General features: G+C 71.6%; 27 protein-coding genes. 16 read left to right on the top strand and 11 right to left on the bottom strand.

All coding sequences use genetic code 11. The features are described 5' to 3' along the window. Positions 1-203: 203 nt before the first annotated feature. A complete protein-coding gene (locus OG737_RS15405) occupies positions 204-1,352 on the bottom strand; it encodes an MFS transporter (protein ID WP_405921623.1) in 1,149 nt (382 codons plus the stop codon). 181 nt (positions 1,353-1,533) lie between these two features. Next, positions 1,534-2,127 carry a malonic semialdehyde reductase gene (locus tag OG737_RS15400; RefSeq protein WP_328926747.1) on the bottom strand — a complete coding sequence of 198 codons (594 nt, stop codon included), beginning with the start codon at positions 2,125-2,127 and terminating at the stop codon, positions 1,534-1,536. Positions 2,128-2,245: 118 nt separating this feature from the next. Here OG737_RS15400 and OG737_RS15395 point away from each other — a divergent pair, with 118 nt between their 5' ends. After that, on the top strand, positions 2,246-2,752 hold the full coding sequence (locus OG737_RS15395; protein ID WP_328926746.1) for a MarR family transcriptional regulator: 507 nt from the start codon (positions 2,246-2,248) through the stop codon (positions 2,750-2,752). Then, complete coding sequence (locus tag OG737_RS15390; RefSeq protein ID WP_328926745.1) at positions 2,752-2,913, top strand: hypothetical protein; 162 nt, start codon at positions 2,752-2,754, stop codon at positions 2,911-2,913. Before OG737_RS15395 ends, OG737_RS15390 begins: the two co-directional genes overlap by 1 nt. Before the next feature lie 92 nt (positions 2,914-3,005). Here the strand turns inward: OG737_RS15390 and OG737_RS15385 are convergent, their stop codons facing one another. Then, positions 3,006-3,899 carry a LysR family transcriptional regulator gene (locus OG737_RS15385; protein WP_328926744.1) on the bottom strand — a complete coding sequence of 298 codons (894 nt, stop codon included), beginning with the start codon at positions 3,897-3,899 and terminating at the stop codon, positions 3,006-3,008. A 93-nt stretch (positions 3,900-3,992) separates the two neighbouring features. Here OG737_RS15385 and OG737_RS15380 point away from each other — a divergent pair, with 93 nt between their 5' ends. The 5 genes from OG737_RS15380 to OG737_RS15360 all read left to right on the top strand — a co-directional run bounded on the left by OG737_RS15380 (position 3,993) and on the right by OG737_RS15360 (position 8,004). Then, positions 3,993-4,196, top strand: coding sequence for a hypothetical protein (locus OG737_RS15380; RefSeq protein ID WP_328926743.1), 204 nt, complete (start codon positions 3,993-3,995; stop codon positions 4,194-4,196). Positions 4,197-4,198: 2 nt separating this feature from the next. Beyond that, positions 4,199-4,840, top strand: a complete 642-nt coding sequence (locus OG737_RS15375) for a hemerythrin domain-containing protein (protein ID WP_405921622.1) — start codon at positions 4,199-4,201, stop codon at positions 4,838-4,840. Positions 4,841-4,992: 152 nt separating this feature from the next. Continuing rightward, the gene (locus tag OG737_RS15370) at positions 4,993-6,030 is read left to right on the top strand and encodes a GNAT family N-acetyltransferase (protein ID WP_328926741.1); all 1,038 of its coding nucleotides are present in this window, start codon (positions 4,993-4,995) and stop codon (positions 6,028-6,030) included. 49 nt (positions 6,031-6,079) lie between these two features. After that, positions 6,080-6,670: a dihydrofolate reductase family protein gene (locus OG737_RS15365; RefSeq protein WP_328926740.1), complete on the top strand. Its 591-nt coding sequence runs from the start codon at positions 6,080-6,082 to the stop codon at positions 6,668-6,670. Positions 6,671-6,753: 83 nt separating this feature from the next. Continuing rightward, positions 6,754-8,004 (top strand): glycosyltransferase, encoded by a 1,251-nt coding sequence (locus OG737_RS15360; RefSeq protein ID WP_328926739.1) that lies wholly within the window; start codon positions 6,754-6,756, stop codon positions 8,002-8,004. 99 nt (positions 8,005-8,103) lie between these two features. Here OG737_RS15360 and OG737_RS15355 read toward each other — a convergent pair whose 3' ends face one another. Further along, positions 8,104-9,474, bottom strand: coding sequence for an FAD-binding oxidoreductase (locus tag OG737_RS15355; RefSeq protein WP_328926738.1), 1,371 nt, complete (start codon positions 9,472-9,474; stop codon positions 8,104-8,106). A 607-nt stretch (positions 9,475-10,081) separates the two neighbouring features. On the opposite strand from OG737_RS15355, the gene OG737_RS15350 reads away from it, so the two are divergent. After that, complete coding sequence (locus OG737_RS15350; protein WP_328926737.1) at positions 10,082-10,363, top strand: hypothetical protein; 282 nt, start codon at positions 10,082-10,084, stop codon at positions 10,361-10,363. A gap of 586 nt (positions 10,364-10,949) precedes the next feature. On the opposite strand, the gene OG737_RS15345 is transcribed toward OG737_RS15350, so the two are convergent. After that, the gene (locus OG737_RS15345; RefSeq protein WP_328926736.1) at positions 10,950-11,594 is read right to left on the bottom strand and encodes a TetR/AcrR family transcriptional regulator; all 645 of its coding nucleotides are present in this window, start codon (positions 11,592-11,594) and stop codon (positions 10,950-10,952) included. A gap of 127 nt (positions 11,595-11,721) precedes the next feature. On the opposite strand from OG737_RS15345, the gene OG737_RS15340 reads away from it, so the two are divergent. Together OG737_RS15340 and OG737_RS15335 are read left to right on the top strand one after the other, a co-directional pair. Beyond that, complete coding sequence (locus OG737_RS15340) at positions 11,722-12,660, top strand: alpha/beta hydrolase (protein WP_328926735.1); 939 nt, start codon at positions 11,722-11,724, stop codon at positions 12,658-12,660. Between the two features lie 135 nt (positions 12,661-12,795). Further along, positions 12,796-12,984 carry a hypothetical protein gene (locus tag OG737_RS15335; RefSeq protein WP_328926734.1) on the top strand — a complete coding sequence of 63 codons (189 nt, stop codon included), beginning with the start codon at positions 12,796-12,798 and terminating at the stop codon, positions 12,982-12,984. Positions 12,985-13,016: 32 nt separating this feature from the next. Here the strand turns inward: OG737_RS15335 and OG737_RS15330 are convergent, their stop codons facing one another. From OG737_RS15330 to OG737_RS15315, 4 genes are all read right to left on the bottom strand, one after another. Beyond that, positions 13,017-13,913, bottom strand: coding sequence for an RNA polymerase sigma-70 factor (locus OG737_RS15330; protein WP_328926733.1), 897 nt, complete (start codon positions 13,911-13,913; stop codon positions 13,017-13,019). Positions 13,914-14,038: 125 nt separating this feature from the next. Next, positions 14,039-15,232 (bottom strand): FAD-dependent oxidoreductase, encoded by a 1,194-nt coding sequence (locus OG737_RS15325; protein WP_328926732.1) that lies wholly within the window; start codon positions 15,230-15,232, stop codon positions 14,039-14,041. Positions 15,233-15,346: 114 nt separating this feature from the next. Further along, complete coding sequence (locus OG737_RS15320; RefSeq protein WP_328926731.1) at positions 15,347-15,952, bottom strand: disulfide bond formation protein DsbA; 606 nt, start codon at positions 15,950-15,952, stop codon at positions 15,347-15,349. Between the two features lie 92 nt (positions 15,953-16,044). Beyond that, on the bottom strand, positions 16,045-16,344 hold the full coding sequence (locus OG737_RS15315; RefSeq protein WP_328926730.1) for a hypothetical protein: 300 nt from the start codon (positions 16,342-16,344) through the stop codon (positions 16,045-16,047). 138 nt (positions 16,345-16,482) lie between these two features. On the opposite strand from OG737_RS15315, the gene OG737_RS15310 reads away from it, so the two are divergent. Beyond that, positions 16,483-17,223: a PP2C family serine/threonine-protein phosphatase gene (locus tag OG737_RS15310; RefSeq protein WP_328926729.1), complete on the top strand. Its 741-nt coding sequence runs from the start codon at positions 16,483-16,485 to the stop codon at positions 17,221-17,223. An 83-nt stretch (positions 17,224-17,306) separates the two neighbouring features. On the opposite strand, the gene OG737_RS15305 is transcribed toward OG737_RS15310, so the two are convergent. Then, positions 17,307-17,696, bottom strand: a complete 390-nt coding sequence (locus OG737_RS15305; RefSeq protein WP_328926728.1) for an SHOCT domain-containing protein — start codon at positions 17,694-17,696, stop codon at positions 17,307-17,309. 119 nt (positions 17,697-17,815) lie between these two features. Between OG737_RS15305 and OG737_RS15300 the strand changes: the two genes are divergently transcribed. The 3 genes from OG737_RS15300 to OG737_RS15290 are packed head-to-tail and all read left to right on the top strand — an operon-like array spanning position 17,816 to position 20,519. Further along, entirely contained in the window at positions 17,816-18,505 is a 690-nt protein-coding gene (locus OG737_RS15300; protein ID WP_405921621.1) for a GAP family protein, read from the top strand. Between the two features lie 59 nt (positions 18,506-18,564). Then, positions 18,565-19,185, top strand: coding sequence for a potassium channel family protein (locus tag OG737_RS15295; protein WP_405921620.1), 621 nt, complete (start codon positions 18,565-18,567; stop codon positions 19,183-19,185). Next, a complete protein-coding gene (locus tag OG737_RS15290) occupies positions 19,182-20,519 on the top strand; it encodes a chloride channel protein (protein WP_328926725.1) in 1,338 nt (445 codons plus the stop codon). The genes OG737_RS15295 and OG737_RS15290 overlap by 4 nt, the downstream gene beginning before the upstream one ends. A 24-nt stretch (positions 20,520-20,543) precedes the next feature. On the opposite strand, the gene OG737_RS15285 is transcribed toward OG737_RS15290, so the two are convergent. After that, positions 20,544-20,972, bottom strand: a complete 429-nt coding sequence (locus tag OG737_RS15285; RefSeq protein ID WP_328926724.1) for a hypothetical protein — start codon at positions 20,970-20,972, stop codon at positions 20,544-20,546. 186 nt (positions 20,973-21,158) lie between these two features. Here OG737_RS15285 and OG737_RS15280 point away from each other — a divergent pair, with 186 nt between their 5' ends. Together OG737_RS15280 and OG737_RS15275 are read left to right on the top strand one after the other, a co-directional pair. Beyond that, positions 21,159-21,518 (top strand): trypco2 family protein, encoded by a 360-nt coding sequence (locus tag OG737_RS15280; protein WP_405921619.1) that lies wholly within the window; start codon positions 21,159-21,161, stop codon positions 21,516-21,518. After that, on the top strand, positions 21,515-24,526 hold the full coding sequence (locus tag OG737_RS15275; RefSeq protein ID WP_328926722.1) for a tetratricopeptide repeat-containing serine protease family protein: 3,012 nt from the start codon (positions 21,515-21,517) through the stop codon (positions 24,524-24,526). The genes OG737_RS15280 and OG737_RS15275 overlap by 4 nt, the downstream gene beginning before the upstream one ends. Positions 24,527-24,541 lie beyond the last annotated feature (15 nt).

Below are 24,541 nucleotides of genomic sequence, written 5' to 3'. Positions count from 1 at the left end.
GGACTCAGCCCGGTGGCCCCGATGGCCCGCCCGGTCACCTCCAGCGTCCCGCCCCCGAAGGGCCGTTCCCTCACGCCCGGGCAGGAGATCGCCCCTACTCCCCCGGGCTTCACGGATCCTCCCGTACTCCCCCGGGAGTAACGCCGCTGCCCCGCCCGCCCCGGCCTGGGGACCGGAGTGGGACGGGACCGCGACGCGGCGGGTCAGCCGCCCAGCGTGATCAGGGCTGCGATCGCCGGGCCGAAGGCGCCGCCCAGCTGATAGCAGAGGTTGAACAGGCCGATCGCCGTGGGGCGCTGAGTGGGCGTAGTGGACTGGGTGGCGTATACCGCGAGCGTGGCCTGCCCCGCGCTCGTCGTGAAGACGGCCAGCGTCGCTACCAGCAGGAGCAGCGGCGCCCAGGGGGTCAGCACGGCGGTGAGCGGGGCCAGCGCTCCGACCGTGAGCAGGATCGTCAGGACCCGCGGGCGGCTCAGCCGGGCCGAGGCCGCGGCCAGCACCATGGAGAGCACGGAGCCCGTGAGGAGGGCGACCAGTTGGCCGGTGCCGATCGTGGAGGTCGACCAGTCGGTGCGGTCGCGCAGCAGCTGCGGGATGGTGAAGAGCAGCGTGAAGTACGAGGTCGCGAAGGTGCAGGCGAGCAGGGCGGAGAGGGCGAAGGCCCGGGTGCGCAGCAGCGCTGCGGGGACGAAGCCGGTGGGATGGGACCGGATGTGCAGGGCCAGCAGCGAGGCCGTCAGCAGCGAGGCGACCACCGCCGGGAGCGGGTAGCGCGGGATGAGTACCAGGGCCGTCGCCGTCAGAACCAGCAGGGCGGCGCCCCGGCCGTCGAAGGGGGTGGTCTGCTCGGGTGCGGACAGGTCGGCGCGGCGCATGACCGCCGGCAGGGCCAGGAGGGCGACCGCCCCGACGGCGAGGGACACCCGCCAGGAGGCCGGGCCGGCGATCGCCGAACCGAGCAGCGGTCCGACCGCGCCCAGCACCCCGAAGCCCGCCGTGATCACCCCCATGCGGCGTACCGAACCCGCCAGGCTCATCGCCGCGGTGACCAGGCCCGCGCCGCCCACCGCCTGGGCCGCCCTGCCCGCCATGGCCAGCGGCAGCCAGGGCGCCACGGCGACGACCGCGGCGCCGGCCACGATCAGGGCCGCGCTCAGCCGGAGCGTGCTGCCCAGGCCGCGGCGGCGCAGCAGGCCCGCCATCAAGGGGGTGCCGACGGCCATGGCCCAGGCGAAGACCGTGACGAGCCAGGTCGCCGTGGCCGTACGGACGCCGAGCCGGCCATGTCGGGCAGGATCAGGACCGGGCTGTTGGCGCTCGCGGCGACCGGGGCGGCCAGCAACGCCAGCCATGCGGACGGGACATGGCGCGAAGCCGGAGTAGCGGCGGCCGTCGCCGGCGCAGCGGGGCGGGGGCGGGTTCGGGCGAGCAGGGACATGGCGGGCTCCGGATGCTGAGGGGACGGCGTGGAGGGCTCGGGGAAGGCGGGAAGACGGCTCAGGCAGGCCGAGCAGCTCAGGCGGCTCAGGCGGCTCAGACCGTGGTGACGACCTCGTGGTAGGCGAGCCGCGGCGAGCGCGGGAACCAGGCGTCCGCACCGGGGCGGCCTATGTTCACGACCATCAGAGGCGTGTGGTCGTCGTCCAGGAACTCCTTCTGCACACCCCGGAAGTCGAAGCCGGTCATCGGCCCCGCGGCCAGCCCCGCCGCACGCACGCCGAGGATGAAGTACGCCGCCTGGAGCGTCGCGTTGAGCAGCGCGGACTCCTCGCGGACCGGGCGGTCGGCGAAGAAGAGGTCCTTGGCCTGCGGGAAGTGCGGGAGCAGTGCGGGGAGCTCCTCGTGGAACTCGTTGTCGGCGGCGAGGACCGCGATCAGCGGCGCGGCCGCCGCCTTGCGCCGGTTCCCCTCGTCCATGAGGCCCACGAGCCGCTCGCGGGCCTCGTCGGAGCGGACCAGGACCACCCGCAGCGGCGACTGGTTGTAGGCGGTCGGGGCGTACTTGACCAGGTCGTAGACCGCCTGCATCTGCTCGTCGGTCACCGGCTCGGCGGTGAAGGTGTTGGCGGTGCGGGCCTGGCGGAAGAGGAGGTCCTGGGCGGTGGGGTGGAGAGCGAGCTCGGACATCGGGGATGCTCCTGTCGTTCAGTCTTGATAATCTCAACGTTGAAATAAAAGCAGCTCGACTCTCTCAACGTCAAGTGTCTTAACGTTGAGAAGATGTCCATTGAGAGGAGTGACGGCCATGAGCGATGCCGTGGACGCGATCATCGGCCAGTGGGCCAAGGAACGCCCCGACGTGGTGGACGACCTCTGGCCGGTGCAGCTCTTCGGGCGGATCCAGCGGCTGGCCCGGGTGGTCGACAAGTCCGCCAGGGCATCGGCCGCCGCACACGGCGTGGAGCACGGCGAGTTCGACGTGCTCACCACGCTGCAGCGCTCCGGGCCGCCCTACACCCTCACCGCCGGGGCCTTCCTCAAGGCATCCATGGTGACCTCCGGTGCGATCACCAACCGCATCGACAAGATGGAGGCCAAGGGCCTGGTCGAGCGCGTACGCGATGGCGACGACCGGCGCACCATCAAGATCCGCCTCACCGAACACGGACACGAGGTCACCCGGGCCGCCTTCGCCGACCATCTGGCGAGCTACGCACAGCTGCTCGCCGACGTGGACCGCGACCTGGTCGACAAGACCGCCGAGGGCCTCCGCCAGGTACTGGAGACACTCGGCGACACCGCCATCAAGTGATGACCTCCCCCACCGCCGCCGCGTTCCACGACACCGCGCGGCAGCGTTCGGTCACGACGCCCGGCACTGTGATCACGGCGCTGCTCGTCCGAGCTGTTCATGCTGTGGGCCATGTGCACACCCCCGACGGCTCGGGGTCGGTCCTGGGCGACTGCGGGTAGTCATCCGCTCCGACAAGAAGGTCCGGGTCACAGACCTGGGCCTTCGTCGTCGCCCAGGCCTCTCGCCCCGGCGCTTCACACCGCAGGTGCCGTCAGAACCGGAACACGCCGAGGTCTCGCACCGTGTCGGCCAGCGCGCGGATGAGGTCGTTCTCGGCTTCGGTCCGCCAGACCAGGGCGAAGTTCATGGTGGCCATGTCGGGGAGGGGAAGCCATCGGATGTTCGACATGCCCCAGTACCTGGTGACATGGCCGGGGAAGGTGTGGATGATCTCGCCCATGCCGACGTGACTGATCAGCTCATCGGAGGTGTCCGAGGCCGCGGACATGATGCGCTCGATCGGCCGGCCTCGTGGGGTGTGGAAGGGCAGGTAGCTGTCCTCCCAGTAGTCCGGCAGGCCGAGGGCAGTGCCGTGCGGGAAGTCGGCGAGCAGCTCCAGTGGCACCGAGTCCCGTCCCGCGAGCCGGTGGTCGGCGGCCACGGCAAGGATCCGGGAGTCGGTGCACAGGGTCGGCCCGACGGTGAAGTCCGGCTCTTCCACCGGCAGCCAGACGACCAGGACGTCCATGGCACCGCTTCGGAGCTGGCCGAACACATCGGTGAAGGTTGCCTGACGGATCTGGAGTCCCCAGTGCGGATACCGCGCGCGGAACGCCTTCCAGTAGGGGTGCAGATCGGCGACGTTGAAGGGCATCAGGCTGACGCGGAGCTGAGCGGTGATGCCGCGGGCCGCCAGCTGGGCCCGCTCCAGGGAATCGTGCAGGCCCGCGTAGACCGGTTGCAGGTCGTCGCGGAACTGTCGGCCGACCTCGGTCAGGCGCACCGTGCGGCTGGTGCGGGTGAACAGCTCGGCGCCGATGCGCCGCTCCTGCTTCTTGATCGCCTGACTGACGCGCGCCTGGGAAACGTGCAGCCGCTGTGCGGTCCGGCCGAAATGCAGCTCCTCCGCCAGCACCAGGAAGATCTCGATGTCTCGCAGCTCCACCGGCTCCCAAGCCCCCCCTGATAACCCTGCGGTTATCGAACCGCGCGGAAGTTTACATTGATCATCGCTGCTGCCCGCAAGAAGCTTGAGGGCATGCAAACACGCACGAAGAACCCTTCCCTCGTACTGCCGGACACGATGACGGGCACCGGCAGCCCCCGCCCGCGGAAGCGCCTGTCGCCCCACTTAGCCGGGCAACAGCCGTTCGCACGGGCCGTGTTGACCGGCAGGACGGACCCGTTCAACCGTGTCGACGCCGTGGTCCGTGCGCCGACCGGCACCACGTCCTGGATCTGACCGTGAGCAACCGTATCGACCCGACCGCGATGTACGCGATGCATGACGCCCTGCGCCGGGAACTGGTCCATCTGGACCGGGTCACCACCCGGGCGGACCGTGACCCCCGGCATGTACTGGCCACCGCTGCCGGATGGAAGCTGTTCAAAAAGGCTCTACGCGCCCACCACACGGCCGAAGACGAAGCGCTGTTGCCGGCGCTGCGCCACAGTCTGGCCGACCGCCCGGAGGATCTGGCTCTGCTGGAGGCGGTGGAGGCCGAACACGCCGCCATCGACACGGTGATCGACGCCATCGACGCGGCGCTGGCCGATCCGCAGGCGGATCCGCTGCGGTTGGGCGCCCTGACGGACGCGCTGACCACCGGCCTGGCCGGGCACCTCAGACACGAGGAGGAAGCGGTTCTGCCGCTGATCCAGCGGGCGTTGACGGCCGAGCAGTGGAACCACTTCGGCCAGGTCCATGCCCGGCGGCTCGCCCCTGACGCACCGGTGCTGTTGCCGTGGCTGCTGGACGGCGCCGACGAGCCGACGGTGGAGAAACTCCTCGCTCCGCTGCCCGCGCCCACGCGCGCCGCCTGCACCGACCGGTGGGTGCCGGCTTACACCGCCCTGGACCGCTGGGTTCCAGGCACTGCGTTCTGACGCACTGCCACCGGCTGCCGCGACCCGCAGAGCGACGCGTCGGCCGGAACGGGGGCCTGACCCGACAGACAGCGCTTGTGGCGGCCGACCGGCCCGAGCCCGCCTTCACAACACCCGGAAGTACGACCCACTCGACCGCGGGAGTCATCGCCTTGTCCGAGCACGTCCTCCTCACTCCGCTGGACCGTATTTCGATCACCGACGCCGCCGCGTGGCACCAGGTCGTCGCCGCCTCGATGGCCCACGACCTGCCGGGCGTACCGCCTCCCGACCCCGGGCAGATCCATGCCCAGCTCACCAATCCGACGCTGGACAGCCGGCGGCTGACCTGGCTGGCCACCGGGGCGGACGGCGTCCCCGTCGGCGTCGCGGGCCTACGGCTGTTCGCCTCCCCGGGGAGGGACCACCTGGCCGAGATGGAACTCCACGTCGACCCCGCGCACCGGCGCCGGGGAGCCGGCTCCCGCCTGCTGTCGGCGGTCGTGGCGGCCTGCCGCACCGACAACCGGCGCAGCCTGGTCGTCACGGCTCCCGCCGAAAGCCCGGGCGAAGCCTTCTGCGAACGGTGGAGCTTCCGCCCGGCACTGACCCTGGACCACCTGCTCCTGCGCCTGGACGGGATGGACGGGATGGACGAGACGCACGGGACGGATGAGACGGGCGAGGCCAGGATGCGCCGGCTCGGCGAGACCGGGCACCCCGGCTACCGGCTGACCGGCTGGACCGGCACGGTGCCCGACGACCTCGCCGCCGCCTTCGCGACGGCCAAGAACGCGATGAACGACATGCCCGTCGGAGACCTGGACTACGGCAGCGTGGACTGGGACGCCGACCGCGTACGGGCCATGGCCAAGGTGATCGCCGACCGCGGGGACACCCTGCTGACCGTCGCCGCCGTCCACGACGACGGCGCCATGGCCGGCTACACCGAGATCCTGGTCCCCCGGGGAACGCCGGCCCGGGTGCAGCAGTACGACACCGCGGTCGTACCCGCGCACCGCGGCCACGGTCTGGGGCTGTGGCTCAAGGCGGCCATGGTGCGCCGGCTGCGCGCCGAGCACCCCGGCGTCGTCGAGATCGAGACCGACAACGCCGAGGACAACGTCCACATGCTCGCGGTCAACCGGGAGTTGGGCTTCCGCTCCTACCGGCGCACCCGCGAGTTCCAGCTCGACGTGCCCACGACCTGATCCGTGCCCGTACCCGCACCCTCCATCTGTATCGAACAAGCGAGAGCCCATGCGCAAGCTGACCTACTACATCTCCGCCACCCTCGACGGCTACATCGCCGGTCCCGAAGACCAGTACGACTTCCTCCCCTTCGAGGGCGAGGAAGCCGCCGCGATCCTGGCGGACTTCCCCGAGACCATGCCGACGCCCGCACGTGAGCCGCTGGGCATCGCCGACCGGGCCGCCCAGCGGTTCGACACGGTCATCATGGGCCGCGCCACCTACGACCCGGGCCTGAAGCTGGGGTGGACCAGCCCGTACGCCCACCTGAAGCAGTACGTCGTCTCCCGCACGCTCATCAGCCCCGATCCGGCGGTGACCGTCGTCGACGACCCCGCCGCGCTCGTTCGCGGGCTCAAGGAGCAGGACGGCATGGACATCTGGCTGTGCGGCGGCGGCAAACTGGCGGGCGCCCTGCGCGACGAGATCGACGAGCTGATCATCAAGCGGCACCCCATCGTCATCGGATCCGGCATCCCCCTGTTCGACGGCCCCTTCACCCCGACGAGCTTCGTCCCGGGCACCACGCGAACCTTCGACTCCGGCTTTACCATCACCACCTTCTCGAAGGTGCCGCCCTCGGCGGGCGAGCGGAGCTGAAGGATCTGCTGGGGCCGCCCCCGAACACCCCTCGGGCCGGAACGACGGCCCCGCCCGGACACTACGGAAACGAGAGTTGTGACATGCGTGTGTTGTTGATGGCCTACGGGTCGCGCGGGGACATCGAGCCGATGGCGGGGCTCGGGGTACAGCTGCGGGCGCTCGGCGCGGAGGTGCGGGTGTGCGCGCCACCGGACTTCGCGGACTTCCTCGACGGTGTCGGCCTGCCCCTGGCGCCGATCGGCGCCTCGCTGCGGGCGACGGTCACGGCGGCGGTGACCGGGACGGCGCCGCCGCCGACGGCGGCGACCCTGCCCCAGCGTGCGGCCGCGCTGTTCGGCTCGACCTACGACGCGGTCGCCGCTGTGGCCGAGGGCTGTGACGCGGTGGTGGCGACCGGCTCGCTCCCGGCCGCGGCCGCCGCGCGGGCGGCGGCCGAGAAGCTGGGCATCCCCTACACGTTCGTGGCCTACTTCCCGACCTACCTGCCGTCGCCGCACCACCCGCCGCTCGCGTGGCCGGGCCGGCCGCTCCCGCCGGAGGAGACCGACAACCGGGTGCTGTGGGACCTGAACACCGAGAGCCTGAACATGCTGTTCGGCGAGGCGGTCAACACCCACCGGGCATCGCTCGGCCTGCCGCTGGTGGACAACGTCCGCGACCACGTCCTCACCGGACGGCCGTGGCTGGCGACGGACCCGGCCCTGAGCCCGTGGCAGGAGCCGGCGGACCTCGACGTGGTGCAGACCGGCGCGTGGGTCCGGCCGGACGAACGCCGGCTGCCGACCGCTCTGGAGGCGTTCCTGGACGCCGGAACACCGCCCGTATACGTGGGCTTCGGCAGCATCCCCGTGCGTGACGCGGAGGGCGTCGCTCGGGCGGCCATCGAGGCGGTCCGCGCGCAGGGCCGCCGCGTACTCATCGGGCGCGGCTGGGCCGAACTGGGTCTGATCGACGACGCCGACGACTGCTTCGTCATCGGCGAGGTCAACCAGCAGGCGCTGTTCCGCCGGGTGGCCGCCGTCGTGCACCACGGCGGCGCGGGCACGACGACGACGGCCGCCCGGGCCGGCGCGCCTCAGGTGGTGGTCCCGCAGATGGCGGACCAGCCGTACTGGGCCGGCCGCGTGGCCGACCTGGGCATCGGTGCGGCGCACGACGGCCCGACCCCGACCTTCGAGTCCCTGTCGGTCGCGCTCAAGACGGCCCTGACCCCCGAGACCCGCGCACGGGCGGCCGCCGTGGCCGGGACGATCCGCACGGACGGGGCGACGGTGGCCGCGAAGCTGCTGCTCGACGCGGCCGGCCGGGAGGGGCGGCCCGTCTCCGCGTGAACCGCGCGGAACCGCCCGCCCCTTGAGAGCAGGCCCAGGTCGGCGACCTGGGCCTGCTTCGTCGTCCAGCGGAGTGCTAAGCGGCCTCGGGGAGGCCGCTTAGGGCTTGATGTTCTGGTTCAGGTGGAACAGGTTTCCCGCGTCGTACTTCCCCTTGACCTCGACGAGGCGGTCGTAGTTGGTCTTGTAGTTGGCCCTGATCCGGTCCTGGTCGTCGTCGGCCATGAAGTTGACGTATCCGCCTTCCTCCGAGTGCGGGGCGGTCGCGTCGTAGTAGTCGCGCACCCACGCGATGTTGGCCTCGTTGGCGGACGGGTCGGGCCACATGCCGGCGATGACGGTGGCGAACGAGGCGTCCCGGTAGGCGAAGGCCGTGGCCTCCGGTGCGACTCGGTGGCAGGCACCGTTGATGGGGTAGATGTGGATCGTCGAGTTCAGGGCAGGCAGCCGTGGCGCGTGCTGCTCGTGCGCCGCGATCGCGGCGTCGCTGAGCTCGGTCACGAAGTTGGCCTTCCAGTAGTGCTGGAGGCCGGGCGGTACCAGCCCGTCGAAGGCGGTGTTGAGCGCGGGATACGGCATGGGCCCGACGTGCTCGGCGACCACCGGCGCGAAGTCGTGGAAGGCCTGGAGGGCGCGCTGCCCCTCGTCCAGCGGCCCGGCCCAGCACGACACGATCAGGATGAAGGGGTCGCCGTGCCGGTTCTCCGGGATGAACGGGAGCGGCGGGGCCAGCTGGAAGGCCGGAAAGGCGCCGAGTTCCTCGGGCGCATCCGCGATGTAGTCGCTGAAGGAGCGCAGCACGGTGGCGGCGTCCGCCATTTCGTAGAGGATCGGCCCGCCGTAGATGTCCTTGACGGGGCTGAGCCGGAACTCGAAGGAGGTCACCGCGCCGAAGTTGCCGCCGCCGCCGCGAAGGGCCCAGAAGAGGTCGTCGTGCTCCTCCTCGCTCGCGAGAAGGAACCGGCCGTCCGCGGTCACCACGTCGGCGGAGATCAGGTTGTCGCAGCTCAGCCCGAGTCCGCGGGAGAGATAGCCGATGCCGCCACCGAGGGTGAGCCCGCCGACACCCGTGGTCGAGATGATCCCCCCGGTCGTCGCCAGACCGAAGGCGTGCGTCGCCGCGTTGAAGTCGCCCCAGGTCGCGCCGCCTTCGGCCCGTGCCGTCCGTCGCACGGGGTCGACACGCACGCCACGCATCCCGGACAGGTCCGCCACGACGCCGCCGTCGCAGGTACCGAAGCCGGGCACGCTGTGCCCGCCACCGCGCACCGCCAGGTCGAGCTCGTTCTCCCGTGCGAAGTCGACCGCGGCCATGACATCGCCCGCGTTGACGCAGCGCACGACGACGGTCGGCCTCTTGTCGATCATGGCGTTGTAGACCTTGCGCGCCTCGTCGTAGTCATCGTCGTCAGGGGTGACGACCGCCCCGTGGACACGTTCACGCAACTGCTCCATCGAGAGCTTGGCCATAGCAACCGCTCCTCGTGCCTGTACCCCGTCGGCTCTGCCAGGAAGGCGCGACGCCTACAGAAGCGGGCATCTGGACTCTCCGCGGGACGTCACACCCCGCCACGTCACACCCCGCCACGCGCCCTGTCACCGAGCTCGGTCCTCCTCACGCTACGCCGATGGCGCGAGGCCTCAACTCGAGATCCGTGAAGCCCTGACTCCAGCCCCTGCAGGCCCCTGCCCGGAGCGTGCCCTCGAAGGCGGCGCACAGCGGTCACCAAGGGTCTTCGACGGCACATAACCACGGGCCGAAGGCATCGGGGTGGCCGCGGCGTGCCGGCCGTTCTCAGGTGCGTACGGACCCGGTGGCGGGGTGGCCGTCCAGGGCCGCCCGGCGCATGGTCCGGGCGGTCCTGGACGGGTGCCCGCTGCCGTCCAGGACTGCCGGAACCGGTGCCGGAACAGGCACGGAAACGGCTGCAGGAAGCGGCACGACAACCCCCGCCCGGGCCGTGCAGGAAGCTGAACCATCCATACAGGAAGCTGAACGCTTTTCCCTCTGAGGGCCCTTCCGACGCGGCAGAGTTGTCCACGTCGAGAAGGAAACGACACCACGAGGGGAAACGAAATGCCGAAGTCGGCCACCGCCAAGGAACGTTCGAAGAAGCGCTCCGCCTACGTATTCACCGCACTGGGACTGATCGCCGGAATCGCCGCCGCGACCCTGACCAATTCGGGTGACTCGGAGGACCGTTCCGCCGCACCGGCCGGCCTCCACCAGACCACCGCGACCGCCGTCACGGTGGCCCAGGAGAGCCCCGCCGGCCCGCCGACGCCGCAGGTAGCGACCCCGTACATCCCGGGCTGGCAGGGCCCGTCGGCCACCGGTACCGCGACGCAGAGCATCTGAGGCCGGTCACCCGATGTCGACCACATTCGCTCCCGTCGATCTCGACGGAGTTCCGGCGGTGGAATCCTTTCTCGACCGCATGGGATTCGGCCACTTCGACAGGAAGTCGGTCTCCGCACCGATAGGCCGCAACGAAATCTGGGCCGGCAGCACGGAAATCGGCCGGAACGTCTTCGCCAAAAGGCTCGTCGGAACCGACGACGACGTCCGCAACCGGATGCGGCGCCTGCTCGCCTTCGAGCGGTTCGCCGTCACCCTCCCGCCCCACGCACTGCGCGGCCCGGTCTTGCTGGGCAACGACGCCGCCGAACGGCTGGTCGCCTTCACCTACCTCGACGGCGCCCGCAGCGGTGCCGAGCTGATGGTGGACGAGAGCTTCGACGACGAGCTGGCCGGACTCGGCCCCCGCCGGTCACGCGGAGGTCCTGCGGCGCTGGGAACCCTTCAACAACCTGCGCTCGCTCACCGCCCTCATCGCGTTCGCCCTGCTCGTCGTCCTCGCCCTCGGGCGACCGCCGGCCGGCCGGAAGGCCGTGAGCCGCGGCGCGAGTTCGTAGACGAGCACTCCCGGCCGCCGAGGCCCAGGTCAGCGACCTGGGCCTGCTTCGCTGTCCGGATCTCTCCGCTCGGCGGTCGCGAAGATCCGGTCCAGGTGGTGATGGAGTACCGCGATGGCCGACTCGGCGCCGCGCTGGCCCACGAGGATGCTGGTGCCCATGGTCGCCGCCATTGCGAGCAGGCTGATCGCCTCCGTGCGCGCGTCGATGCCGGGATCGGCCAGGCCTGACGCCTGGGCCTGTTCGAGCAGGCCGGTCACGGCGTTCTCGGCGGCGTCGGGGTTGTCGATGAAGGGCTGGGCGGCCAGTGCCTCGTCGGTCACGGACAGGATCGAGTAGGAGCTGTAGAGGAGGTGGAAGGTGCGGCTCTCCTCATCCGTCGGGAGGGAGGCCAGCAGCAGCGCCTCGATGGTCGCGCGGGGGCCCGGGTTCGGACCGGCGGCACCGAGGCGGGCGCCCACCCGCGCGGTGAAGCGGTCGGTCAGGTGCTGGAGCCCGTAGAAGAGCAGCTTCTCCTTGGTCTCGAAGTAGTACTGCACCAGCCGGAGTGACACGCCGGCCTCGGCGGCCACGTCCCGCATGCCGACGGCGTGCAGCCCGCGCCGTCCGGCGACCTGGATGAGCGCCTCGGCGATCTGGGCGCGCCGTTCCTCGTGGTCCACGCGCTTTGGCATGTGCCGGTGTCTCCGCCCGTCGGTGGTGGGTTCGCGGTCCGGCTCGCGCCGGACCTTTTTATGGTACCGCCGTACCATCATCATGGTACGCTCGTATCACGAAGAACGATCCTTCCGGAGGTGCCCCGTGCCCGAGAACACGACCCGTGTGCGCCGCGACATCGGCCGCTACGTGAACGACGAACTGCGCGACCGCTACTTCGCCGCCTGCGACGCGATCTACGCGATGGGTGCGCCCGCCCGCTCCGAGACGGACGTGGAGACCAGCTTCGGCACCACGCACGTGTACCGGTACGGGCCCACGGACCCGGCGGCCGAGTCCCGTACGCCGGTCGTCCTGATCCATGGTTCCGGCGGCTGCTCCGCCCAGTGGTACCCCAACACCCCCGCACTCAGCGCCGAACGCCCCGTCTACGCCCTCGACACCCCCGGAGACCCCGGCCGCAGCGTCCAGCGCGAGCCCATGTGGCAGCCCGAGCGCGCCGCCCAGTGGATGGACGAGGCGCTCGACGCGCTCGGCCTGGACCGGGTCCACCTCGTCGGCTCCTCCTACGGAGGCTGGCTGGTCATCAACCAGGTGCACCTGCGGCCCGGCCGGCTCGCCTCGGTCACCGCCCTCGACCCGGGCGGGCTGGAAAAGGTGGGCCTGCGCTTCTTCGTCTGGATCTTCGCCAGCCTCTTCGCCACCTTCGCCCCCAAGGCACTGCGCCCGCGCCTCGCCGCGTGGCTCGAACAGCCGGTCCTCGTCGTCCCGGAGCTGCGCAGGTGGATCCAGGCCGGGGTGCGGGCCTTCCGGATCCGCCGCCCCGCCCCGCTGCCGCTGTCCGACGAGGAGCTGGGCTCCATCCGGACGCCGTTCTACCTGATCATGGGCAAGCGCAGCCTGCTCGTACACCCGAAGCGGCAGCTGGAGCGGGTGCCGCGCCTGATCCCCGGGGCCCGCGCCGAGATCATCGCCGCGACGGGGCACGGCCCGCAGATCGACCACCCCGACCTGGTCAACGCCCGGATGCTCAGCTTCATGGAGGACGTCGACTCCCTCGACCCGGCCGCGGTCGACGCGTAGGACCCGCGGCCGGGTGTGAATTCGCCCTGCCGGAGCAGCGGTTGCCGCTCCGCCCGCGCTCGCGCGGCGCGGCGCGGGGTCACCCGGATGCCCATGCCCGCTGCGACGCCCCCGCGCCGCGCCGATCCTGATGGCATGACGTCCAGCCGACCGCAGGTCATCGTGCACGCACCCGACGGCCGGGGGCTGCGCGAGGTCGGCGTCGCCGGCGAGACCGTGGGCCGGGCGTGGTCACCACGGGACCTCCGCCGGGTGCTGCGACGGGCCGGGGTGCCCGCGGCCGGGTGCCCGGCGCGCGGCGCCAGGCACCCGGCACGCCCGTGAGCGCCCCGAAGGACCCCTGTGCCAGCGGGATTTCATCGCAGGGTGAGCGGGATCTCGGACTGGACGTGGGAGAGCTTCTCCGGGTTGCGGACGTAGTAGAGGCCGGTGATGCGGGCGTCCTCGACGCGGACCGCCATGACGCCGTCGAGCTCCCCGTCCAGGTGTACGACCAGTGCCGGGCTGCCGTTGACCGTGCTGATGCCGACGGTGATCGGGATCCGGTTCTTGCCGAGACCGCCGACCATGAAGCGGGACACTTTGTCGGAGCCGACGATCGGCCGCACCGCGGCCTGCTTGATGCCTCCGCCGTCGCTCATCAGGACGACCTCGGGCGCGAGCACATCGAGCAGGCCCTGCAGGTCCCCGCCGTCGAGGGCGCGCCTGAACGACTCCAGAGCCGCCCGCGTCTCGCCCTGGGAGACCACCTCGCGGGGGCGGCGGGCATCGACGTGCCGGCGGGCGCGGTGGGCGATCTGGCGGACGGCCGCGGGACTCTTGTCGACGGCGGCCGCGATCTCGTCGTAGCCGACGTCGAAGACCTCGCGCAGCACGAACACGGCGCGCTCGGTCGGCGACAGCGTTTCGAGGACGAGCATGACCGCCATCGACACGCTCTCGGCGAGCTCGACGTCCTGGGCGACGTCCGGCGCGGTGAGCAACGGCTCCGGCAGCCACGGGCCGACGTACGACTCCTTGCGGCGCGACATGGTGCGCAGCCGGTTGAGCGCCTGCCGGGTCGTGATCCGGACCAGGTAGGCGCGCTGGTCGCGCACCTGCTCCAGGTCGACCTGGACCCACCGCAGCCAGGTCTCCTGGAGGACGTCCTCGGCGTCGGCAGCCGATCCGAGCATCTCGTACGCGACGGTGAAGAGCAGATTGCGGTGGGCCACGAACGTCTCGGTCGCCGGCTCGGTGGCATGGTCGCTCATATCGCGAACCCCCTTCTTCGCGGCCGGTCCTGGCGGCCGACGACGGCCGGTCGTGCATCCACGGTTGGGTCCCCTCTTCGCCTACGGCGGTGGTGCCGGTGGTAGCTCAGCCTGCCCGTTCCCGTTCAGGAAGTGGCCAACGCCTCGCCGCGACCGGTCTCCAGCAGCTGTTCGCGCGTGTCCCCTCCCGAGACGCGGTGCAGGCCGTACCCACCGGGCTTGTGCGCCTCGTCCGCCAGGTGCTTGACGACGCCCTTGCACACGAACTCCTTGAGCTTCGCGCCGGGGCGGCCGGCGATGTGGAACCACAGCGCGGTGTCGTTCTTGTGGGCGAACTGGAAGATGCCGGCGCGTCGGCCCAGGCTGATGCACTGGCCGGCGAACACCTGGTTCAGGGTCGAGGGCTGCTCACCGGCGATCCGGCTGAGCACCGTGTCGGCGGCCCGCGCGCCCAGCGGCACCGCGGCCTGGCAGCTCATCCGCAGCGGCAGGTTCGACGGCGCCGCCGAGTCCCCGGCCGCCAGGATGCGCTCGTCGTCCACGCTGGTCAGCGTCTCGTCCGTGAGCAGGCGGCCCAGGGCGTCCGTGGTCAGCCCGCTGCGCGCGGCCAGGTCCGGCACGCCGAAGCCGACGGTCCAGATGGTCACCGTGCTCGGCAGCTCGCGGCCTCCGCCGAGCCGCACGGCGTCACGGGTCACCGCCGTCACCTTGCTGTCGGGGCCGTCGACCACGGTCACCCCGAGCGCCTTCAGCCGTGCGGCCACCGAGCGTCGGCCGCGCGGGTGCAGGTACGGGCCGAGCACCCCGCCGCACACCAGGGTCACCGCGCGACCCTGCTCCGCCAGCTCGGCTGCGGTCTCGATGCCGGTCGGACCGGCTCCGACGACGGTCACCTCGGCCGACGCGGGCGCGGCGTCGAGGACCGGCCGCAGCCGCTGCGCCTCCTCCAGGTCGGCGATCGGGTAGGCGAAGTCGGCCGCCCCGGGCACGCGCGGGTCGGCGCTGCCGCTGCCCACCGCGTAGACCAGGTAGTCGTAGCCCACCGTGCTGCCCGACGCCAGCGTCACGCTGCGCCCGGCCGCGTCGATCCGGGTCACGGTGTCGACCACCAGCCGCGCGCCCTCGGCCAGGACCCACCGGTAGTCGACGACCGCGTCGTCGGACCCGCCCACCAGCTGGTGCAGACGGATGCGGTGGACGAAGGTCCGGCGCGGGTTGATCAGCGTCACGGTCACGTCGTCGCGCTGCGTCAGGCGATTGGCGGCCATGACGCCCGCGTACCCGCCGCCGATCACGACCACATCGGTGTGCCCAGTCATGGTGTCTCCTCCGTCTTCAGGGGTTCGACCTCAAGACACCGCGCGGCCGGCCCCTGTGACAGCACGTGACCCAGATCACTCCGCGGGCGGGGCGGGCGCCGACACCGGGTCCGGTCAGGTGAAGTCGAGCGCTCCCGTCCGCGTCCGCTTGAGTTCGAAGAACTTCGGGTAGCCGGCCAGGAGCCGGACGCCGTCGAAGACGCGGACCGCGTCCTCGCCGCGCGGGATCGAGGTGAGGACCGGGCCGAAGAAAGCGGTGCCGTCGATGTGGACGGTGGGTGTACCCACCTCCTCGCCGACGGGGTCCATGCCCTCGTGGTGGCTCTTTCGCACCGCGTCGTCGTACCCGGTGCTGTCCGCCGCGTCGGCCAGGTCCTCGGGGAGGCCGGCCTCGGCCAGGGCCTCCCTGATGACGGTGGTGTCGGCGGCCCGGTCCTCGTCGTGGAGGCGGGTGCCGAGTGCCGTGTAGAGGCCGCGCAGAACCTCGTCGCCGTGCTGCTGCGCCGCGGCGATGCAGACGCGTACGGGCCCCCAGCCGGTGGTGAGGAGCCTTCGATAGCGCTCGGGGAGGTCCTCGCGGCCCTCGTTGAGTACGGACAGGCTCATGACGCGGAAGGTGAGGTCGAGGTCGCGGTGGCGCTCGACTTCCAGCATCCAGCGGGAAGTGATCCAGGCGAACGGGCAGATGGGATCGAAGAAGAAATCGACTCTGTTGGTCACCGGCTCAGGCTAGGAGCGGGGCAGCCCTGTCAGCAGCGCCAATTCCCCGCGGGAATCCTGGGCCAATCCGCGCCCGGGACGACCTGTCGCGGCTATGGCTGGAGGCGGCTGAAGGCCACCTCGAAGTGCTCGACCGAGACGATCCGCTGGCCTTCGCGCTGGGCCGTCTCCTCACGGATCCGGGCGGCCCGGTCCTCGCTCGCCCGCATGGTCTGCTCGTCCTCCCACAAGGTCAGCGACGTGGCCTTTCCCGAGGCCCGGTCGACGAGGTAGTACACGCCCCGGAAGCCTGGAACGTCCTGGACCTGCTGGACGATCGCCTCCGAATGCGCGCTCAGGTCTCCCGACGCCGGAACCGGTGATCCCTGGTAGGTGCTCAGCCTCGCGAACATCGCCCAGTCCTTTCTCGGGCCCCACGACCAGCGTGCTCCGGCCGGTCGTCCACCGCATGCCGAGCGGCGTGAGCGCCGAGCAGCGTGACAATGGGAGGGAGTGCTGCGTCTGCCGTTGCGGAGAGGCGGGTCGTCGTGGTGGCGTACATAGCTGTGACCGCCCTGAGCCATGTCGGGCTGATCCGCGACCACAACGAGGACAGCCTCGCCGTCGGCCCGTGGACGCTGTGCGGGACCGTGACCCTGAGCCCCCAGACGCTGCTGTTCCCCCTCGGCAGACCGCTCGTCGTCGCCGTCGCCGACGGGCTCGGCGGGCAGCCGGCCGGCGAGGTCGCCAGTGAGCTGGTCGTCCGCGAGCTCGCCTCGCTCGGCCCGGCGCTGGACAGCGCGGAGGCGATCAGTGACGCTCTGAACCGCTGCAACGACGCGGTGTACTCGGCCACCGACGGCCGTCCGGATCTGGCCGCCATGGGAACCACGGTCGCCGGGGCCCTCGTACTGGCGGAGTCGCTGCTGGCGTTCAACGTCGGCGACAGCAAGGTGTTCCACGCGACCGAGGACGGGCTGCACCAGGTCAGCGTGGACGACAGTCCGCCGCCCGCGCCCGGCCATCGCACTACGTCGGCCGTCACCCAGACGCTCGGCGGCAGCCCCGGGCCCAGCCCCATCACCCCCCACGTGGCGGCTTTCCCGCTGTCCACGGGCGATCGCTACCTGGTGTGCAGCGACGGGCTGACCGACCCGCTGCCCGACGACGTGATCGACGAACTGCTGCGCGTGCACGACGACGGCAAGGCCGCCTTCGAGCTGTGGAAGGCGGCCATCGAAGCCGGAGGTCCGGACAACATCACGCTCGCCCTGGTGCGCATCGGCGCGTGAGGGGCCGAGTCCGGAGGACGGCAGCGGGCCCCGCCCGGGAAGGGCGGGGCCCGCTGCCGTCGAAGTGGCGATGACGCGACCGGTCACGCCAGGAGCTTGGCCTTGGCGCGGTCGTACTCCTCCTGGGTGATGTCGCCCTTGCTCTTGAGCGCGGCGAGCTTGCTCAGCTCCTCCGCCGAACCGCCCCCGGATCCAGCCGCCTCCTGGACGTAGCTGCGGAAGGCCTGCTCACTCTCCTGATACTGCTTCACGTCCCGCTGTCCCATGCCGGACCCGCGGGCGATGAGGTAGACGAACACGCCGAGGAACGGCAGCAGGATCACGAAGATGAGCCATCCCGCCTTCCCCCAGCCACCGAGGCTGTGGTCGCGGAAGATGTCCGTGATGATCTTGAAGAGGAGGAAGAACCACAGGATCCACAGGAAGAGCCACAGCATCGTCCAGAAGATGTTGAGAAGCGGATAGTCGTCCATGCTCGCTCCGATCATGCATGCGGTTACTTCATTGATACAGCCGGTACTCAATGTCCGCATTTCGGAGCACATTTCGTATCTTTTGCAACCGGCCGCCAGGCCGGGCGACCATGGTCACCATGCTGCTTGACCTGTTCGTCATCGGCCTCGTCATCACCCTCTATCCGCTGCCGATCATGGCCTTCGTGCTGGTGGTGTCCGCGCCGAGGGGCGTGTGGAAAGGGCTCGCATTCATCCTCGCCTGGCTCGCCTGCCTCGTCACGGTGATCGCCCTCGTCCTCCTCCTCACCGGCGGCGAGCCGCCCGCGCCCAAGTCGCCTCCCTCCACCGCCGCACTGGCGGCGAAACTGGCCATCGGCATCGGGCTCGTCGTCTACAGCGAACACAGGCGCCGCCGCCGGAGCCGCGGTGGACCGGACACCGCACCGGACGCCGCACCGGACGCCGGATCCGACGCCTCCCAGAGCTCGCTCACGTCCCGGATGGACCAGGCCACCGCGTGGTCGGCGGCCGGGCTCGCGGTGCTCCTGCAGCCCTGGGGCATGGTCGGTGCGGCAGCCGCCACCGTCGTGGACGCGAACCTCGGCCACAGCGAGTCGTTCCTGGCCCTGCTGGCCTTCTGCCTCCTCGCCACCGCCAGCCTCCTGGCCATGGAGCTGTACATGGTGTTCGCGCCCGAGAAGGCCGGGCGGGCGCTGACGGGCCTGCGCACGTGGCTGTCGGACCACAAGGACCCCGCCATCGTGGTCACTTGCCTCGTCCTCGGAGTGTGGCTGGTGGGCAGGAGCCTGTACGAGCTCACGCGCTGAGGCACGGACCCGGGGCCGCTCCGGTCGCGCGATGTGCTCCGTCCCCTTCTCCTGAATCCATGGAACGCAACGCATCCGGGCGGCGGATCCGCACCGGCGCGGCGTCCCGGCGGCGGCTTCGCGTGCTGACAGGTCACCTGATCCGCTCGCTCGGCTCGGTCGGCGTGCTCACGGCGCTGTACTACCTGGCCCCCCTGAGCGGCGAGCTCGACGTCTCCATCGTCGTCACGCTCTCGCTCGGCCTGGCGGTCTTCGGCGGGCTCATCACCTGGCAGATCACCGCCGTCACCCGTTCGGAGTATCCGCGATTGCGTGCCATCGAAGCGCTCTCCACCGCCGTGCCGCTGTTCCTGCTGCTCTTCTCCGCGGCGTACTACGTGCTCGAAGAGAAGGTGCCGCACTCCTTCTCGGAGCCCCTGAACCGGACGGACGCGCTGTACTTCACGGTCACGGTGTTCGCGACCGTCGGCTTCGGGGACATCACGGCCACCACCCAGACCTCCCGCATCATCGTCACCGGTCAGATGATCGTCGACCTGATCCTCGTGGGAGTGATCGCCAAGGTCCTCTTCAGCGCCGTCAGGATCGGGATCCGGCGGCGGGCCACGGCGGCCCCGGCCCCCGGCGGCGCAGGGGACCTCCCGGGTGGACCATCGAGGGGGAAAGGAAGTGACCCATGACGGAGCAGCGACCCCGATCCGACCCGCCCGTCAGCGGCACCCAGCCCCAAGAGGCGGACGTCCTGCGCCACATGCTCCGCAGCGCCGGTTACCTGAAGACACTCGCCTTCTCCGCCCTCGTGGGCATCCTGGTGTCCCTCGCCTCCTTCTGGTTCCTCGCCGCGCTGCACGAACTGGAGCAGGTGCTGTGGACGGACCTCCCGCAGGCCATGGGCCGGGACATCCCGCCCTGGTGGTGGCCGCTCCCCCTGCTGCTCTTCGCCGGAATCGCGGTGGGCCTGATCGCCACGCACCTGCCCGGCGCGGGCGGCCACGTACCCGCGGCCGGACTCCATACGGTGGGCGCCTCGCCCGCCGCGCTGCCCGGGGTCGTGCTCGCGACGGCCGCCAGCCTGCCGTTCGGCGCCGTACTGGGACCGGAGGCCCCGCTGATCGCCCTGGGCGGCGGACTGGCCCTGGTGTTCCGGGACCTCACTCAGGCGCCCGCGACCCCGCAGAGCAACGCCCTGCTGGGCGCGGCCGGCGCCGCCGCGGCCGTCTCCGCCATCTTCGGCAACCCGCTGATCGCGGCGGTGCTGCTGATGGAGCTGGCGGGCGTGGGCGGGCCGCGGCTGTTCGCGGTCATGCTGCCCGTCATGCTGTCCAGCGGAATCGGGGCCCTCGTGTTCACCGGACTCGGACGCTGGACCGGGCTGGAGACGGGGGACCTGACCCTGAAGCTGTACGCCCCGGCCCCCCGCCTGGACCTGGCGGACGTGGGCTGGACGCTGGTCATCGCCGTGGTCCTCGCCGCCGCCCTCCATCCCCTGCTGGCCGGGGCCCGGCGGCTCGCCGCGTACGTCACGTCGGAGCGACACCTCGTACGGACCGTCCAGTGCGCCCTGGGCGCCGCGGTCTGCGCCTGCCTCTACGCGCTGTTCACCGGCCGCTCCCCCGCCGAGGTCGCCTCGTCCGGCCAGGCGGGCCTCGCCGCGCTGGCCGCCGACCCGCACGCCTGGGGGATCGGCGCCCTGTTCGCCGTGGTGCTGTTCAAGGGCGCCGCCTACGCACTCTGCCTCGGCAGCCTGCGCGGCGGCCCCGTGTTCCCCGCGCTCTTCATCGGAGCCGCGGTGGGCGTCCTGCTCTCGCCCCTGCCCGGCCTGGGGGTCGTACCCGGGATGGCGGTGGGCATGGCGGCGGCAGCGGCCGCCACGCTGCGGCTGCCGGTGAGCAGCGCGGTCCTGGTGATCCTGCTGCTCGGCAGTTACACGATGATGCCGGTGGTGATCCTCGCGGCCGTGGCCGCCTTCGTCGTCACCGAACTGCTGCCTCCCGGGCGTGAGGTCCTGCCCTAGGGGCCTGCCGTCACATTCCCGTGTTCAGCGGCACCGGAGGCCGGTGGCGGCGGCCGTCGTGGCCTGGTCCAGCTTCTCGATCTGCGGCTGCAGCTGGGTGCGCGCGTCCTTGCCGGTCGTGTCTCCCGGCAGGTCCTCGTACGCCTTCTTGAGGTTCTCGGCGGCGTCCTGGACGGCTGCCCGCTCCGCCTCCTTCAGCTGCTGGGCGTTCTCCTTGACGTTGGCCCAGTCCTCTTGGACGGCGTTGACGGCGTCCTTGATCTGGTCCTTGGTCGCGGTGGCGGGGTTCAGGGCCTTCAGCTTGGCGTTGTCCGCCTTGAGCGAGGTCAGGTCGGTGCAGAGGTCGGCCGCGGCCTTGGTGGCCTCTTCGGCGGGCGAGGTGTCGTCGGAGCACGCGGCGAGACCGAACACCGCGCTGACGCAGAGCACGCCGATCACCGGGAAACGCTTCATGAGAGACCTTCCTCGACGAGACAGAGCTGGCGTAGGGGATCTTTCGCCACCTATCGCACAATATGCACAGTCGACTACGTTTCGCATCCTTGCTCTCACGCACGGTCAATGCCGCACGGTCGCCGCCCACCGCGCCCTCCCGGCCCTGGGTGGACGGGGCAGGGGGCCGATGCGTGATGATGTGGCGTGCCCGAGTGGGCAGTTGACCAGAAGAGCCGGTTGGGGGCCCTGCTTGTGAACGATGCGGTCGAGTTGGCGGACATGATCGCGCAGCTGCGCCAGGAGCTGAGCCGGGCGATGTCGGAAGGCGACGAATCCGGCCTGCGGTTCAAGGCGGAGCGGGTGGAGCTGGAACTGACCGTCGGGGTGGAGCGGTCCACCGAACCGGGGGTGAAGGTCAGGTTCTGGGTGTTCGACGCCGGCGCCACGGCCAAGCGGTCGACCACGGTCACGCAGAAGCTGACGCTGACGCTGCAGCCGGTACGGGCGGACGCGCCGGACCAGATGGCACTGATCTCCGGGAACGAGCTGCTGGATGAGGTATGACGGTGAGCGCTGACGGCTCGGACGGGAGCGGCGGACTGGATCCGCACCGCATCGCGGAGGTCATCGTCACCACCGCCGACGGCGGCGGGCGGCGCGGATCGGGCTACCGGGTCGGCGACGCGGTGGTGCTGACCGCCCACCACGTGGTGGCCGGGGCCACCGGCGTCCAGGTGCGCTTCGACGCGGGCCGGCCGGGGCAGTGGGCCGCCGAGGCGACGGTGGCCTGGTCGGACGCCGACACCGACGTGTCCGTACTGGCCTTCGCGCCCCGGCCGGGCGACGCACCCGTCCCGCCCGCCCGGTTCGGGCGCGTCGGCGACGACCGGCACGCCGTCATCGGTGTGCACGCCGCGGGATTCCCGCTGTGGAAGCGGCGACGCACCCCCGACGGGCGGCAGTTCCGGGAGCTGCACCAGGCGGACGGGACCGTGGCGGCCCTGTCCAACCTGCGGACCGGCACCCTGGAGATCACCGTCCCGGTGGCGGCCGCCGATCCCGACCCCAAGGCGTCGCCGTGGTCGGGGATGTCGGGCGCCGCCGTATGGGCCGGGCCCCACATCGTCGGGGTCGTCGCCGAACACCACCGCTGGGAAGGGATGGGCCGACTGGCGGCGGCCCGCATCGACCACACCCTGCACCGGGTCGGCGAGCAGCACCGGGCCGAGCTGGCCGCGCTGCTGTCGATCGGCGACCCGCAGGCCCTGCCGGACGTGGTTCCCGGCCCGGGGCCCGCCGGACCCCGCCCCCGCCAGGCGGGTTCGAGGGTCATCGGGCTGCCCGTCACGCACGGTCTGGAGCTGTTCAAGGACCGCACCGAGGCCCGCGAGACGATCGGCCGGCTCCTCTCGGACCCCGCCGTCCGCATGGTGACCGTCACCGGCCGCCGGGGCATGGGCAAGAGCGCCGTCGCGGCCAAGGTCATGGAACTGCTGGAGCGGGGCGAGTGGCCGGGCCACGCGCGGGCGCCCGCTCCGTCGGGGCTGGTCAACCTGAGCACCCGTACGTCGGGCATCTCGCTGGAGCGCGTCTACTTCGACTGTGCCCGCGCGCTCGGCCCCGAGGACGAGGCACGGCTGCTGGACGTCTGGGCCACGGGCCGCCCCGTACAGGACAAGATCGGCGAGCTGTTCGCCGCGATGGGAGACCGGCTCGTCGTCCTCCTGATGGACAACCTGGAGGACCGCCTCCAGGACGACGGCACGCTCGACGAGACCGACGGGGAACTCGCCGTCTTCTTCGACTGCCTCTTCCGGGCACGGTCCACGCCCCGGCTGCTCGTCACCTCGCAGATACCGCTACGACTCGCCCCCGAGCTGCGCCGCTTCGCCGCGGAGGTCGAACTGTCCGACGGCCTGCCGCCCGGCGAGTCCGTCGCGCTGCTGCGCGAGCTCGACCAGGACGGAAGCCTCGGCGTGGCGCAGCTCTCCGACGAGCAGCTGCTGCGGGCCGCGGTCCACGTCCACGGGGTACCGCGTGCGCTGGAGCTGCTGGTGGGCGCCATGGCCGACGACACACTGGCGCTGCCGACGCTGCAGGAGGTCCTGGAGGACTTCACCCTGCGGGGCGACGTCGTCGCGGGGCTCGCCCAGGACCAGTACCAGCGGCTCGGCCCCGAAGGCCGCGGCGTACTGAACGTCCTCGCGGTGCTGCGCACGCCCGTACCGCGCGAGGCGGTCGAGTGGATCGTGGGCAGCCTCGGTACCGACCTCGGTACGGGCCCGGGTCCCGGCCGCTCCGCCGTCGCACCGGTCCTGTCCGACCTGCTGCGCATGCGCATGCTGTCGGTGGACCGGGCCACCCGCACCCTCGCGCTGCACCCGATGGACGCCGACCTCGCGTACGGCGCCATGCCGCGGGAAGGAGCCCTCGGACGGCGGTCCCTGGAGCGGCGGGCCGCCGACTGGTACGCGAGCATCGCGCCGCCCCGCCCGGACTGGCGCGGCCTGGACGACATACAGCCGTACCGGCGCGAGTTCGACCACCGGGTGCGCGCCGGTGACATGGACGACGCCGCGCTGGTCCTCGGAGCGATCAGCCGATGGATGGTCCGGCACGGATCGGTGCTCGCGGCCATCTCGATGCACCTGACACTGGAGGGACAGTTGACCGACGACCGGGCACGTCTTGCCCATCTCATCAGCTTCGGACACGCCCGGTTGAGCGGAGGCCCGCTGGCACAGGCGGCCGAACTGTTCACCGAGGCAGCCGATCTGGCCGAGCGCCTCGACGACCGCCGGGCACTGCAGGACGCCATGTTCGGCCTGGGCGACACCCACCGCCAGCTGGGCCGCCTCGACGCCGCCATGGGCCCGCTGGCCCGGGCCGGCGACCTGGCCCACGAGAACGGCGACGCCGAAGCCGAGGTGCACGCACTCCTGGGCCTCAGCCTCGCCCACAGCACCCTGGGCGACGGCGCGGCGGCCCTGGCCGGCGCCGACCGGCTGAGCGAACTCGCCCGTACGTCGGGGGACCCGCTCACCGAGGCCCGTTCGTGGAACGCCCGCTTCACGGCCCTGCTGACCCTGGGCCGATGGGAGGAGACCATCGCGGCGGGCGACAGGGCCGTCGCCGCCTACCGGGACGCGGGCGTCCAGGAAGCGACGGACTACGCGCTGAACGCCAAGGGCGTGGCGCTCCTCGCGCTGGGGCGGGTCGACGAGGCCCTGGCGTCGCTGGAGGCGGCGCTCGGCGCGGCGTCGGCGATGGAGAACCCGCGCACCGAGGGCGTCTGCCTCTACAACACGGCGTGGGCGCATTGGACCGGCGGCCGGTACGGGCAGGCGGCCGAGGCGGCCGAGCGCGCGGCCGCCTCGCTGCAGCTCGCCGGGGCGGCGGAGGCCGCGGCGGCCGGAGCGCTCGCCGAGGCGGCCCGCGCCCGGGCGGTGCCCGGCCCGCGGGAGGCCGCCGACGCGCTGGTCCGGGCCGCCGACAGCACCGGGCGCAACGTCGAGATGGTCCGCCCGGCCTGGCTCACCGAGGAGGCGGAGCGGCTGCGCGCCGGAGCCTGACGCCCCGGCGCGCCC

This window comes from Streptomyces sp. NBC_00122, from assembly GCF_045160845.1.
Taxonomy (GTDB): Bacteria; Actinomycetota; Actinomycetes; order Streptomycetales; family Streptomycetaceae; genus Streptomyces.
This window is presented reverse-complemented; position numbering and strand designations above follow the sequence as displayed.